Origin of the sequence: Parashewanella hymeniacidonis (assembly GCF_016900895.1) — a bacterium.
Classification (GTDB): Bacteria; Pseudomonadota; Gammaproteobacteria; order Enterobacterales; family Shewanellaceae; genus Parashewanella; species Parashewanella hymeniacidonis.
The window spans coordinates 1-14816 of the sequence record NZ_JAFEUN010000111.1 but is presented as its reverse complement, the minus strand read 5'-3'; the positions used below and the strand labels follow the sequence as shown (position 1 = coordinate 14816).

Genomic DNA, 14816 nt, shown 5'->3' with positions numbered 1-14816 from the left:
TGAGCTTCATTACTTACCACCATACAGTCCCAATTTGAATCCAATTGAGCGGCTTTGGAAAGTGATGAATGAGCATGTAAGAAATAATGAATATTTCGCATCAGCGAAAGAATTTCGAGAACGGATAAATTACTTTTTTGATGTAAAACTTCCAGAAATTGCAGATACTTTAACGAGTAGGATTACTGACAACTTTCAAACACTCACATCTGCAACTTGAGTTCACTTAGGTATATTTATAGCCGTAAAATTGTTGGCTATGAAGTCCATTAACAAGAGTGCGGTCAAAAGGCCGCAGAGTTAATCCAGCGTTGCATTCTCAAAGAGCAGTGTTTCAACACGCCGTTGGTTTTACACTCTGATAATGGTGCACCAATGAAATCCTACACCATGAAAGCAAAGTTGGAAGAGCTAGGTGTAACGGCATCATTGAGCCGCCCAAGTGTGAGTAACGACAATCCTTACTCTGAATCACTTTTTAGGACATTAAAGTATCGACCTGACTGGCCTAAAAGAGGGTTTTCAAGTTTAGAAGAAACCCAAGACTGGGTTGAGAACTTTGTGACTTGGTACAACAACGAACATAAGCACAGTCGGCTTAACTTCGTGACTCCTATGGAACGGCATAAAAAAACAAGATAATGTGCTGCTCATGAACCGTAAAAAGGTACTCTAAGAAGCAAGAGCTAAAAAGCCAATGAGGTGGTCAGGTGAGATTCGAAACTGCGAACCCGTTGGTGATGTAATGTTAAATCCAGATAATGAAAATACAACAGAAAAATCGACAAATAATGTAGCTTAAGTTTTAATCAAAGGGTGACACCTGTCTTGAAAAACGCCGACGGCATAAGACCTATATTACAATCGGCTAAAACTAGAGAAGCCTATAACGAACCAGGTTATGGTCTAAAATTAAAAAAACATGAGGAAGTAGCAAAATCTATTCATGATTTATTTATGGGACATGAAGAGTGGGATATACTTGAACAAAAAGACGTCACCAAAGCACTTGAACAAGAAGACTTCATCTCAGTTAGTGATGTCACCTTAGTTGAACAAGAAGACGCCACCTCAGTTAGTACAGAATAAAAAAAAGGCTCATAGGAATCATTCTAAAGTGACAGTAGGATTTAATCCTCAATAAACATAAGGCTTCAATTGAAGCCTTATTATCCTTTTTATATAGAGCTTATGACTTAACAATTAAGCCGTAAACCCTCGCCCCAAGGGAGTATACAGTAAAAACCATGTTCATTTGCGCGTGAGTGAGTGACAAGCCTTTACTGGCAATGCTTCTTGTGACATTTAAAGCGTACACACTATGTATATTGGTGTGTACGCTTTTTATCCCTGAAGGCTTAGCAAGGCGATGGCATCACTGCGTGAAAACCATCACCCTGCCAAAAGGGTATTTAAGGGACATGATGGTAAAGTAAAATAATAAAGCCACTCCTTACGCTCGCACAGCTCACTACTCGCTAGGCATTTATGATTTTTCTTGACCACCCGCTGAAACACGTTTCTGGACAGAAGCGTGTTTAAGTTTCGGTTCATAATCAATAGATTGGATTAGAAAAAGTATCTCTAAAATCAAATTATGCACATCAAATAGCTGAAAGCTACGATTTGCCCTAAAAATATAACTTAGGGCTTGTTGCAACAGAAATGCGCACAACGGTAGTTATGGTAAATAGACTGCGGATTAATCCTTGCTGACAGTCTTGTTAGTGTAGTCTTCAAGATTAAAACCATACCGCCAATCACTCAGGCGACCATCAGAGCTTTCTATCCCATAAATATCCATTAATTGTTCCATATACTCTAAAGAACGTTCCATCTCTTCAGAATCCATGAATTTCATTGAACTTGCGCAAAGTTCCAAGACTATCCAGAATTCATTTTCTGTTATTCCACTTCTAGTTTTAGATATTAAGCTCGAGATCATCAGATTTGTGATAGCTTCAGCCTTTAACCTAGTTACCTCATCCGGAGCTCCCGGATAAAAGCGTGAAACATCTTCAATGTACTTTTTTTCATCTTTTAAATGTACTAATGCATCTATTACATTCTCACCATTAGGTAATTTCATCTCCTCTCTCCCTGAGCATCCAACCAAAAATATTAATAAATATAGTAACGTCCTGAATTCCATATCATTACACTAACCTTTTATTCATTTAAATATAATACTTTAATTGCTTCCTTAGCGTAACTACGCTGATGCATTATCTAAGCCCTATCATCACAAAGTTATTTACCATAACGTATCTTGTATGCATTTCAGAAAGTAACTTCTGGTTAAATCACCGCTAACGTCACAAAAGAACATATTATCTTGACGAAAGGTGGCTGGTTTAAGTCAGTTAACAAATGGTGATTTTTATTACATCAGCACTTGAAGCAAGTTTATAGCACGAACCACTATAAAAGTTAATTATTAGGGGGCTGCTATGTCATAAAATAGTCTTTCCAAAAAACATGATTTTTAACGAGTAAACATTAGAAATAGTATTGCTATGGGTCGTTGTTCCTGACAAGGAAAGGGGCATAAACGAGTTTGAAATTGCTAACTCAATAGTTCTTTTAGGTAACTATTCCGCTTATGAGAGTGACTAGGTGCCTCGGTGATCTGCTTCATGTCATCACTACTGCCAACTATATGGATTTCACTTTCAGCTCTCGTGATTGCCGTATAGAGCCATGCTCTATCTACTATTCTTCCGTTTTGCAGAGCGATGATGATGCGTGGAAACTGTGACCCTTGAGCTTTATGTAGGGTGATTGCGTAACCCAACTCCATGCAGTCGAGAATGGATTGTGTTATCTCGACCTTTTCACCTGTATCTAGCGTCACTTCACCGTAACTATTACCAGAAGGTTTGGCGTTGGTTAGCATACCAAGTGAGCCGTTCTGAATGCCTTTGTCGTAATGGTTCTGCGTAAATAACACCGCATCATTCATGCGAAGTGGCAAAAAGAACTTATCACCATTGATTTCGAACTCAAGGCTAGTGCTATCTGGGTTAACGGCTTGTTGGGTGAGTTTATTGATTTCTGATACGAGTGCCTTGGTTGGAGCCATGACACGACTGCTTTCAGGACACTGTTGGTAAAGCTCGCAACAGACTTTGGCAATGTCTGTTTTACTGGTTTCGTGAAAGTGTATTGCACCTGTGCTTAATTGGTCAGGCATCACACCTTGATTGATGAGTTTTGAGTATTCGGGGATACCCGTTGAACCTTCCTGCCTCTTGACGATATCTAACATCGTATTAGCCACCGTTTTTGCTTCAACGATGTCTGCCAACACCTTGCCACAACCGATTGGTGGAAGTTGGTCGGGGTCGCCAGTGAATATCAATCGTACAGAGGGGTGAATGTGATTCACAAGACGATACATGGTTGGCAAGTCAATCATGCTTGCCTCATCAATCACCAGTAGGTGATTTGGTTTATCGACACTGGGTTCAATAGGGTCTTCACGCAGCAATTTGGCAATGGTTGAGGTAACAAAACCGATGGACTCATGAAGTCTCATTGCAGCGCGGCCACTGAGCGCCACGGCGTGTATTTCAAACCCAAGTTGATGGTAAGCCCTGAGAGCCGTTCGGAGTACCGTTGTCTTGCCTGTTCCTGCACCGCCCGTAATACAGCTTACCGAATTATCCAGACTCGTTGTTACGGCTTCGATTTGTTTGCGGGTTAATTCGTAGGGAAGCTCCGCAACCGCAGAGCAATACGCAGCATTGGCGTTTTCATCAAACAAGTCATTTCGCTTAATCAGTGTATTTAGCCGCTTGGCAACGACACTTTCCATCAGAAGTTGCGCCGTTGGATGGTAGGCTCCTGTGTCGGGATTTAAAATATACTGAGCTTTATCATGACCTGATTGGAACGCCTGAGTAACAAGTATTTTGTCTTTCAATAGTTTGTTGAGGTCAGGGCGCACATTGGAATGAGTGGTATAGGTGTGACCTTTTTCAATCTCCTTGCGAATCGCAAATTCCAGAGCAGCGCTGAGCCTTCTTGGGTCACCCTTCGCAACATCGCCCTTAAAGTTCGTTGTCTTGATAATATTTTCAATGGCACTGAACGAAAGACCAAAGCCCATCAAAGAATAAGGATTATCTTTAATTACTTCTATGGAAGCTTCACCGTGATGCTTGAGCAGCCGTTGCTGCACACTGGCGGGAATGTTGTGCTCACTCATCCAGTTGCAATACGCCAGATTTTTATATTTGGCGTACCCCTTAAAGAGCGCTCTCACAGAATCTTCATTCAAAATCGATGTCAGACGCTTTCTGGACTCTGGAGTGTCATTTCTCAGTGTGGCATGGAAGTCTTTACCCAAGAGCTGCCAGAGCGCTCTAGCTTTGCTTTCGCCAATACCCTTGAAGTCACTTTCTCTGGCGATAAATCGTATCAGTTGCTCACCTGTTTCGGGTAAAGTGCATTCAATATGCTTGGGTGATTCATACGTGTGCTGCTGCATTACATAATCACCCATCTCCATATTTTCTATCTGTCGAGCACCTCTGACTGACCAATGCTGACCCAGCGTTGGAAGTACAGGGATGCTATCGGGGGCGGCTTTGATGGTGACGTAATACTTCCCACTATTGGTTTTGTAAGAGTCTTTCGCCAGCGGTACACCGCTGAATATCACCATCTTGGTCGAGTGATAAGGGATACTGGTGACATGCATTTGGTCTTCATGCAAAGCGGTATTCATCGTGGCATCAACCCCATTTCGGATAAGGTTTCAGATAGCTCACCAAAGCGCTCAAGTCGCTTTTCAAGCTCCTTGACCTTGGCTTTCAACTCGATGTTTTCAGCCTCTAATGAAGACACCCGCTTTGAATCGAGAAGCTTTCGATTTGCTGTGTTGTCGTAGGCTTGAGGTTTGCCCGCATTCTTCTTGGCAGCGTCCGTAAGAGGTGGCAGAACACCTCTCTCACGTAACTCACCCTCTAGGGCTTTAAGTGCTTTTTTGAGGGCTGGATTTTGGTTTAACGCCGATTTGCCACAACCGATACCCTTTGCCACTTCAATACGATTAAGCTGACCTCTGAACACGATTTGTTTAAACTCAACGTCCGTCTGTGTGGCTTTCCAGACCTCAAATGCCTCAAGGTTTTGTTGCGCTTTCTGCTGCCCACTTGCCATTAGTCATCTACCTCACCCAATAGCTTGCGAAGCCCTGTGACAAAGCCTCTAGGGAATACTTCGCTATTGTATTCCATGTCTTTTACCTGACCCGCCTGAGTAGTTTGCCAGTCATTCTTTTCCATACATTCATCAGAAATGGCATACGCTAAGGCTCTTTTTTCTGATTCGGTGAGTACGCCTGATAGGGATGGCAGCACTTCCACGCCTGGCTCTGCGGTGGTGTCAAACTGGCGCACAGGGCGTTTGTCGATGGTGATATTGGCGTGTTGCTTGAGCAAATTAACCTCTTTGCGGTAACGGTTACGCTCGGCAATAATTTGACCAAACAAGGCGCGTACCGCAGGGTCTGGGATGCGCTCTAACAGTTTATTATCCGCAGGGATGGATTTAGACCGTGAGGTGTTGGATAGCGGTTTTTTGGTATTGGTATTGTACTTTGCCGCCCATGCTTCGATGAGTGTTCGGTAGTGCTTGTTACGGGTAGCACGCAAAGCCTCATACGCCAATCCGCCATTTTCCGCAGACACCCGTCCAATTTGCGTGATGGAAAAATCACGCTGACCTGATTCCGCATAGGCTTTCAGTGTGTCGTTGAGCTTATCGAGGTTTTGCTGCGTGCGAGGCACTTTGCCTTCTTTTAAGTCAGCCAGAATAACATCAATATCGAGTTCCATTAGTCCTCCAATAAGTTCGGTAGTGCTATGCCATCTAGATTAATGGCTTTATCAGTCAGTGCATGAATACCCTGAGAGAGCAGCTTGTTATCGTTCAGGTATTCACCCGCTTCGATATAGTTAGCCACCTTGCGGTAGCCTTCAAGTTTGTCGTCAGGGTCAGCGATTTTTGCCATTTGGCGCAGCATGGCATTGGCGGCAATGAGCTGTTGTTTGTCGTCCATTTCCATGAAAATCGGCTCAAAGCCTTTTTTCATTAGCACACGACTGAGCTTGCGTGAACGCTTTTCAATAGCAGGCGTTTTACGCAATTCGTCCTGCAAATCAGGGTAGAACTCCGCATCATCACAAAGCAGCGATAGGTGCAGTAACTCTGAGTCGGTTTCGATAAACTTCAAGGCATGGCTAACATCTTGCTCAGAGCCAACCGCAATCAGTTTATCTTTGGTGTCATCCTCATTTCTGGCTTCTTCGACACGAATGATTTTCTGAATAAGTTCAAAGCACGCTATCCAGTCTTTGGTATATTCATCGGCTTCAACTTGCTGTTTTTCATAGCGACGCTGTAGAGCTTGCAGCTCGTCGTGCTTGATGAACGGCTTACCTTGCTCTTCACAAAAGAATTGTTCGTCTTTTAAAGCTTCCAGTTCACCCTCAATCTCCACGGATAGGTTCGCAGCCTGATGCGCCTTGTAGCTCAGTTGATTGAAGTGGGCATTAAGCGCAGGTAGGTATCGTGCTTCAGTGATAAACCAGCGGCATCGGATACAGTTTTCAGAGCCATGGGGTACACTGCTGTAGACTTTAGCGTGTGGGTTGCTAGAGTTTTTAACTAACTCACCACCATTCCAGCAACCACCAAGGGTACTGATTTCATCCGATTTCACGGAGTTGCCACCGACCAAGCATAAGCCGCATGAGCGCTCTTCCCAGCCAATCGGGTTGCGGTTAACCAGTGCCGCCTGAATGCTATCATCACTGTGATACACCATCTTGCATTGAATTTGCTCCATCGAGGCGTCTTTAAGGAAGTTGCGCACTGATTGCTTAGATTTAGCATCCAACTCACCATGCGCTTCGTCCATCTTTTCAGCCATCACTGACGGGGTAATCTTGTTGTAGTAGATGGTCATCAATAGACGCGTATGCCCTGCCAATAGCTTAGAGATTACAGGTAATGGCAGTTGGGTATCCATCGTATAGGCAGTGATGAGTGAGACTCGCAAGCTGTGTAATGGAAAGCTAGTTTTGTAACGTCGCGACTTAGGTATATCCTCTAGATACTCGGAAACTAACCTCAATCTTCCCCCGTTATCGAGACTATCACCACGTTCAGCCAATTGATTTTCTAGAGCGAAGAGGAGTTGATACCAGAAAGGGTCTAGCGCATCGTCCCTAATGGGTTTAGTTCTATCATCCCCCTTTGCCGAGGCCTCTCGAAATAGAAATGAAATTTCCCCCATACTTTCCAGTTGTGCTTTCGATTTTTTCTTATCAGTGTGCTTGGTAAGTAATGTGGTGCAGTCGGTTGGCTTATCAATTGGGTTGTACTTTTCTTGCCAATTGCGTAATTTCTCTATCCAGTACAATACTTCATTATTTTGCCACGGAATGATGTAACCACGCTCTAGTTCGTCCTTGTTTTGGTCGGCGGTCTTATTGGTGTTGATATACAAACCTGTGGAATACAACCCAGTCATTGTGTCGTGAATGCGGCGGAAGACACCTTTACCAAATGGGCGCTTTTCGCTGCCAAGTGAAAAGTCATGTTGGGTGTTCTCTACCCAACAACCATTCTCGTAGCGCCACGTATCGGCTTCACCGCTATCTAGCATCCGCACCTGATAGGTACGCAGTGGCAGATGGAGCTTCATGAAAAACACCATCGCTTTGACGGGCGACCAGATTTGGTGAAGGATGATTTCATTGCCTTTGCGAGTTATTTTTTTAGTACGCCATACACAGTCGGGGTCGGTTTTATCAATCAGTTCTGGTTCAACTTCAAACCAATCACCATCATTACCTGCTAGACGTTGACCTGTCTGCTGTTGCGCCCATGTCCAGTGTTTGAAATGACGATAGTGATAAGTGGGAAGCAGGGGTTCACCTTGCTTGAGGTTTTGTTCAATGACGGTGAGTTCGGCTTTATCAGGTAGCGGACAGAGGATTTGGCGCAAATTTTGAACATAGCGATACGGCAGGGGGGTGCGTACAGTTTCGGTTAGTGATTCCTGTCGTTTGATTTTGCTCAGCGGGTTTTCAACCAATGACACTAACTTGCCATTGTCATCCTCTTCAGAAAACACCTTTTGGACAACAAAGTCAATGAAGTCACAGGGGATGTTTACTCCTGATTGGATTGCTTTAGAAGAGTTTTGTGTTTCTCTTACCAACGTCTCCAGCTCTTCACTAGAACATTGGTGTCCTCGGTGTCCCTTAAAAAATAATGATATGTCGCCTATTGTATAGCTTGCGCGCGCTCTAATGTAGGATTCGAAGAAGCGAGCCAAAGCTATTTGTTTATGGTCAATGCCTGCGGTTTGCTCTGCCATCCACTCTGCTGCTAACTCCTGCCATTGTTGCCACTCCGCACCAAGTGTGGTCAACATCCAAGAGAAGGTTAAATCCGATGAACGTCCGTCATGTTTTTTGCCTTTATTCGCCATTACTTACCTCCCAATTTGGGATGTTTGCCAGTAAAGTAACCCTGCGAATCGATGTCCTCAAAACCATGCTCAACCAACGTTTTCCAGTCGAGCACTTTGACTTTGGAGTCAGGGTTAGCCAGTTGCAACGTCGCTTGGGTCAGTTCGTCAGAGATTTCTTGCTGACCTTTACCTGTGTAGGGGATTTGTGACTCTAGGGATTTATGGTGCATACAGCGTCTAATCACTAAGGGGTTCAGCCCTGAACGCTCTAACCGTCTGCCGTAATTATGTCGATGTCCGTGGGGATCTAAACCTTCTGCCTTGTTCGGCGCTAAGCCTACACGCTTCAAGCCGTTGGCGTAGTTATCATGGAAAGCGTTGATGGTGTAAGGGTTGCCGAAGGCACTGTGATGAAACGAAATAAACGCATAAGGGTGGTGACAGTCGATGCTGGCGCGGTACTTTTGATAGTTTTTCCAAAGTGACATAAACACTTTGCCATAGTCGGTTGAAAACCACTGAACCTGTATGTAGTTGTCTTTATGGTCAACCACACGATTCTTCCAGCCAAGATGAGCTGTACCTTTCATGCGCTGGCGAGGGATACGCGCATACTTTTCTTTTAAGTACGTTTCTCTATTCTGATTTTTAGAGCGAACTTCAGGGTCACTTGGCGCTTTGCCATCGACTTCATTATAAATTCGAACGATTGCGCTATCTGGGTTGTAGGGATCTTCAAGCACATCTGTGACCCAAAGCGTTAAAGCCTCACTTTCCCGTAACCCGCCACCGTGCATAAGCAGGAGTATTAATTTGTCCCTGAGTGCCACTCGTGGGTCGCTCGTGCCACCGATGCCGTTCATATAAAAATTTTCCCAATGCTTTTCAGGAAAGGCGATAGCGTCATCTTCGGTTTTGGTGAGTGGTGTGCGCCCCTTGATGGTTCGCGCCTTGCGGATGGTTTTGTTAACGGTTTTATCTTCGATATGACCGAGAAAATCATTCTGGTTTTTTCGAAACCATGCGGCGTAATTCAATCGCTGCTCATGAGGGGTAGCATCGCGCAAAGGGTTCATCGGCGTAGTGCCTTGTTTTTTTGCCAACCAATCGGTGAATGCCGTTAATCGATGAATATGCTTATTCACGTTACTGGTTGAGCTTGGCACCCAATATAAACCAGAAGGGTCAAGTCCATCCTCACCTATCGTTCCTGTATACAACCGCTTAGAAAAGGTCTGGAAGAGCAACTTCGGATCGTCAAACAATCCTCTATTTGCTTCCATATAATCCAGCAACAAGGACACGGCTTGAAGAAATCCATTCATTACGGAGTTACTCACACCGTCTGCCTCTAACTTGAGTAGGTAGTCCGTGACCATACTTAACTCTCCTTGCTCAGTTAGCAAGATAGGCAGTTGGCTTTTGATGCCCGTATTGTCCTCTACAATCGTCGCTCTGATTTTTACTGATGACAAACCATGATTCCCTTATACACAATGTACACATAATTTACTATATATCTATAATGCAAACTGTGCAATAAAAAGGCAGATTTCTCCGCCTTAATACACAATATACACCCTTTAAGTTACTATATATATCAATCGGGCGGGGATATAAGTCGCTGTGCGCATTGAGCGGTTACAACTGCAAGATGAATTAGCTAAAAAAGTAGTTTATTTAGCGATACGTTCAGCTTCAAAAAAATGGTCAATGCCGATCCATAACTGGAAAGCAGCTATGAATCGTTTTATCATTGAATTTGAGGATCGCTTAAAAGATCATCTTTAAAATGGTAGTTACACAGAATTATTTACAGGGTCCTGCCTGATGATAAAGTGAAGGTTCTGTCGCATCTTTGCAGCCTAAAAAACACTCAAACCAAGGTTTCAGCTAGAAGATATACTGCCGAGATTCATCTACATAGCAATAGCAGTAAGAATGTCACTTTTGCCTAAAAAGCTCTTAAAGATGACTGGGCTTTGTGGGTAATCAGGAGGAATTTATGCAATCACTTGACCGCACTTTAGCTCACCAGAAGTATTCTCCATCACCCATGGTTTCCCCAAGCGACTCGATTAACACCAACGACAAGACTTTTACAGTGAAATCGAGTATGTCCCCAGCTTCATACGAGTGCTTTCATGAGGCATCACAAGGTGACGTTTTGAAGCGGGGAAACAAAAGACCAATAGCCCCCCCTAGCTCCCAGGGAAATCGGCAGAATACCAAGCGAGCGAAACTGGCTTCAGAGGCAGGAGCTCCACCTAGCTCCCAGGAAAAGCGGCAGAATACTAAGCGAGCGAAAGGCGCTGACATCAGCACCCCTAACAACAACGGCAACACCCCGCTCATCGCCGCTGCCGCCAACGGCCAGACCGCAACCGTACAGTACCTAGTGGAGCAGGGCGCTGACATCAATACCCCTAACAACAACGGCGACACCCCGCTCATCGTCGCTGCCGCCAACGGCCAGACCGCAACCATACAACGCCTCTTGAACCTGGGCGCTGACATCAACACCCCTAACAACAAAACTGGCGACACCCCGTTCATCGTCGCTGCCGCCAACGGCCATTTAGAGACCCTACAGTACCTCGTACAGTACCTAGTGGAGCAGCGCGCTGACATCAACACCCCTAACAACAACGGCGACACCCCGCTCATCGCCGCTGCCGCCTACGGCCAGACCGCAACTGTACAACGCCTCTTGAAGCTGGGCGCTGACATAAACACCCCTAACAACAACACTGGCGACACCCCGCTCATCGTCACTGCCGCCTACGGCCATTTAGAGACCGTACAGTACCTAGTGGAGCAGGGCGCTGACATCAACACCCCTAACAACAACAATGGCAACACCCCGCTCATCGTCGCTGCCGCCAACGGCCAGACCGCAACCGTACAGTACCTAGTGGAGCAGGGCGCTGACATCAACACCCCTAACAACAACAACGGCAACACCCCGCTCATCGTCGCTGCCGCCAACGGCCATTTAGAGACCGTACAGTACCTCGTACAGTACCTAGTGGAGCAGCGCGCTGACATCAATACCCCTAACAACAACGGCGACACCCCGCTCATCGTCGCTGCCGCCAACGGCCATTTAGAGACCGTACAGTACCTCGTACAGTACCCAGTGAAGCTGGGCGCTGACATCAACACCCCTAACAACAAAACTGGCGACACCCCGCTCATCGTCGCTGCCGCCAACGGCCATTTAGAGACCGTACAGTACCTAGTGGAGCAGGGCGCTGACATCAGCACCCCTGACAACACTGCCGACACCCCGCTCATCGCCGCTGCCGCCTACGGCCATTTAGAGACCGTACAGTACCTAGTGGAGCAGGGCGCTGACATCAACACCCCTAACAACAACAACGGCAACACCCCGCTCATCGTCGCTGCCGCCTACGGCCAGACCGCAACCGTACAGTACCTAGTGGAGCAGGGCGCTGACATCAACACCCCTAACAACAACAACGGCAACACCCTGCTCGTCGTCGCTGCCGCCTACGGCCAGACCGCAACCGTACAGCACCTAGTGGAGCAGGGCGCTGACATCAATACCCCTAACAACAACGGCGACACCCCGCTCATCGTCGCTGCCGCCAACGGCCAGACCGCAACCGTACAGTACCTAGTGGAGCAGGGCGCTGACATCAACGCCGCTAACAACAACGGCAACACCCCGCTCATCGCCGTCATAAAAGCAACTAAAGAACCTCTCGGTATGGTGAAACTACTTCTAGAAAACAACGCCAATCCGCATATCGCTGCTATAAATATGGTCAAAACCGACCCTACAAAGCCTGATGAACTCGATGAAAAGATGTACTGGACGCCGTTAGTAGCTGCTGCCAGTCAGGGGCATCTTAAGGTTGTTAATCTTCTGCTCTTGGAATACGATGCGAATCCAAACCCTTTCAATAAGACATCTCCATTAAAACCAATAAAATACATTGTTGAACGGTTAATGAAGAGCACAACAAAGAGCGAAGAAGAAGTACGGGAACTCATAGAAACAATGGAAAACCTGTTAATGTACGGTGCTGATGCAACAGTAGAATGGGATGATGAGCCTAAGAAAACCAAAAGACACCCAGAGCCTAGGTTTCAAATTCAAATTAAACATAAAATCCTTGAATTATCTTGTGTCACGCAACGCATCGTCACGCTGATACACTCACCCATAAAATCCCATCCAGCTTCCCTTATTCCTACTCTCGAAATACTAGCCGAAAACACAGTGACTACAGCAATCAAATCTAATGGAAAAGAACAAGCATTACCTGAACAAATCGCTAGCCTGCCATTGCCTTCTTCTCTAAAGAAAAGACTCGATAGAGTATTTTCCAATTAACAAATGAGTCTAAACAAATATGATCATTAGGGGTTCTGTCGCATCTTCGAAATTAAACACAGGAACACTGATTTTTAAACACAATTAGGCTGCCAGTGAGTAAAACGATTCTGTCGCATCTTTGCAGCCTAAAAAACACTCAAACCAAGGTTTCAGCTAGAAGAAGATATACTGCCGAGATTCATCATAGCAGTAAGAATGCCACTTTTGCCTAAAAAGCTCTTAAAGATGACTGGGCTTTGTGGGTAATCAGGAGGAATTTATGTACTCACTTGACCGCACTTTAGCTCAGAGCGCCCAGAAGTATTCTCCATCACCCATGGTTTCCCCAAGCGACTCGATTAACACCAACGACAAGACTTTTACGGTGAAATCGAGTAAGTCCCCAGCTTCATACGAGTGCTTTCATGAGGCATTACAAGGTGACGTTTTGAAGCGGGGAAACAAAAGACCAAGAGTCCCCCCTAGCTCCCAGAAAAATCGGCAGAAGACCAAGCGAGTGAAACTGGCTTCAGAGGCAGGAGCTCCCCCTAGCTCCCAGGAAAAGCGGCAGAATAGCAAGCGAGAGAATTTGGTTTTAGATACAGAAAAGCTTAAAAAAGAACTCAAACCTTTATTTACTCAACTTCCTGACCAACGAGAACCTGAAACCATCAAGAAGGCTATAACATTTATAACAACTGGCAAGGTAAAGCTGACGGCGTTTGAAGGTCTATTTAAAGATAATAAACGCGCAATAACAGCCTTTGCAAACCTATCCGACAATGATATTGAGTGTATAGCTAAACATCCTCAATTATCGTACGTTATGTCGATGTGCCGCCAAAAAGGTCTGCCCACACCAACGGCACTGGAAGCATTCTTCAAAGATGAGCATTTAAAAGATGAAAACGGCCGCTTGTGCAAGACAAAGCTGGCTGCGGTGGCCAGTATGTGCTGCCAAAAAGGTCTGCCCACATCAACGGCACTGGAGGCATTCTTCACTGCTGAGTATTTAAAAGATGATAACGGCCGCTTGTGCCTGACAAAGCTGAAGGCGGTGGCCAGTATGTGCTGCCAAAAAGGTCTGCCCACACCAACGGCACTGGAGGAATTCTTCACTGCTGAGTATTTAAAAGGTGATAACGGCCGCTTGTGCAAGATAAAGCTGGCTGCGGTGGCCAGTATGTGCCGCAAAAAAGGTCTGCCCATGGCAGAGGCGCTGAACACATTCTTCACTGCTGAGTATTTAAAAGGTGATAACGGCCGCTTGTGCAAGACAAAGCTGGCTGCGGTGGCCAGTATGTGCTGCCAAAAAGGTCTGCCCACACCAGAGGCGCTGAACACATTCTTCAAAGATGAGCATTTAAAAGATGGAAACGGCCGCTTGTGCCTGACAAAGCTGGCTGCGGTGGCCAGTATGTGCCGTCAAAAAGGTCTGCCCATGGCAGAGGCGCTGAACACATTCTTCACTGCTGAGTATTTAAAAGATGATAACGGCTGCTTGTGCCTGACAAAGCTGAAGGCGGTGGCCAGTATGTGCGGCCTAAAAGGTCTGCCCACACCAACGACACTGGAAGCATTCTTCAACGATAATCATCTGAAAGATGGACGTAACTTGTGCCTGACAAGGCTGAAGGCGGTGGCCAGTATGCGCTGCCAAAAAGGTCTGCCTACGGCAGAGGCGCTGAACACATTCTTCACTGCTGAGTATTTAAAAGGTGATAACGGCCGCTTGTGCAAGACAAAGCTGGCTGCGGTGGCCAGTATGTGCCGCCAAAAAGGTCTGCCCACGACAGCGGCAATGAAAGCATTCTTCACTGCTGAGTATTTAAAAGGTGATAACGGCCGCTTGTGCAAGACAAAGCTGGCTGCGGTGGCCAGTATGTGTTGCGAAAAAGGTCTGCCCACACCAACGGCACTGAAGGCATTCTTCAACGATAATCATCTGAAAGATGGACGTAACTTGTGTCTGACAAGGCT

The 14816-nt window shown here is 45.8% G+C and carries 10 protein-coding genes and 2 pseudogenes; 6 read left to right on the top strand and 6 right to left on the bottom strand.

The genetic code is table 11. The annotated features are described in order from the left end of the window. The 3 genes and pseudogenes from JQC92_RS17910 to JQC92_RS17900 all read left to right on the top strand — a co-directional run. On the top strand, positions 1–220 hold a 220-nt coding region (locus JQC92_RS17910), incomplete at its 5' end, for a transposase (RefSeq protein ID WP_205000922.1). Between the two features lie 14 nt (positions 221–234). Further along, positions 235–802: pseudogene (locus JQC92_RS17905) on the top strand (transposase); the annotation flags it as partial. A gap of 26 nt (positions 803–828) precedes the next feature. Beyond that, positions 829–1089: a hypothetical protein gene (locus JQC92_RS17900; RefSeq protein ID WP_205000921.1), complete on the top strand. Its 261-nt coding sequence runs from the start codon at positions 829–831 to the stop codon at positions 1087–1089. A 613-nt stretch (positions 1090–1702) separates the two neighbouring features. Here the strand turns inward: JQC92_RS17900 and JQC92_RS17895 are convergent. The 6 genes from JQC92_RS17895 to gmtY form a co-directional block, all read right to left on the bottom strand. Beyond that, a complete protein-coding gene (locus tag JQC92_RS17895) occupies positions 1703–2089 on the bottom strand; it encodes a DUF4844 domain-containing protein (RefSeq protein WP_239480624.1) in 387 nt (128 codons plus the stop codon). 477 nt (positions 2090–2566) lie between these two features. Then, the gene (locus tag JQC92_RS17890) at positions 2567–4732 is read right to left on the bottom strand and encodes an AAA family ATPase (protein ID WP_205000919.1); all 2166 of its coding nucleotides are present in this window, start codon (positions 4730–4732) and stop codon (positions 2567–2569) included. Then, entirely contained in the window at positions 4729–5166 is a 438-nt protein-coding gene (locus JQC92_RS17885; protein WP_205000918.1) for a VPA1267 family protein, read from the bottom strand. The genes JQC92_RS17890 and JQC92_RS17885 overlap by 4 nt, the downstream gene beginning before the upstream one ends. After that, positions 5166–5843: a gamma-mobile-trio protein GmtX gene (gene gmtX, locus JQC92_RS17880; protein WP_205000917.1), complete on the bottom strand. Its 678-nt coding sequence runs from the start codon at positions 5841–5843 to the stop codon at positions 5166–5168. Before gmtX ends, JQC92_RS17885 begins: the two co-directional genes overlap by 1 nt. Next, complete coding sequence (gene gmtZ, locus JQC92_RS17875; RefSeq protein ID WP_205000916.1) at positions 5843–8509, bottom strand: gamma-mobile-trio integrase GmtZ; 2667 nt, start codon at positions 8507–8509, stop codon at positions 5843–5845. Before gmtZ ends, gmtX begins: the two co-directional genes overlap by 1 nt. Then, the gene (gmtY, locus tag JQC92_RS17870; RefSeq protein WP_205000915.1) at positions 8509–9966 is read right to left on the bottom strand and encodes a gamma-mobile-trio recombinase GmtY; all 1458 of its coding nucleotides are present in this window, start codon (positions 9964–9966) and stop codon (positions 8509–8511) included. The genes gmtZ and gmtY overlap by 1 nt, the downstream gene beginning before the upstream one ends. Positions 9967–10144: 178 nt before the next feature. On the opposite strand from gmtY, the pseudogene JQC92_RS17865 reads away from it, so the two are divergent. The 3 genes and pseudogenes from JQC92_RS17865 to JQC92_RS17855 all read left to right on the top strand — a co-directional run. Continuing rightward, positions 10145–10282: pseudogene (locus JQC92_RS17865) on the top strand (IS256 family transposase); the annotation flags it as partial. A 214-nt stretch (positions 10283–10496) separates the two neighbouring features. After that, on the top strand, positions 10497–12854 hold the full coding sequence (locus JQC92_RS17860; RefSeq protein WP_205000914.1) for an ankyrin repeat domain-containing protein: 2358 nt from the start codon (positions 10497–10499) through the stop codon (positions 12852–12854). A gap of 262 nt (positions 12855–13116) precedes the next feature. Further along, a partial coding sequence (locus JQC92_RS17855; protein ID WP_205000913.1) for a hypothetical protein occupies positions 13117–14816 on the top strand: 1700 nt, incomplete at its 3' end.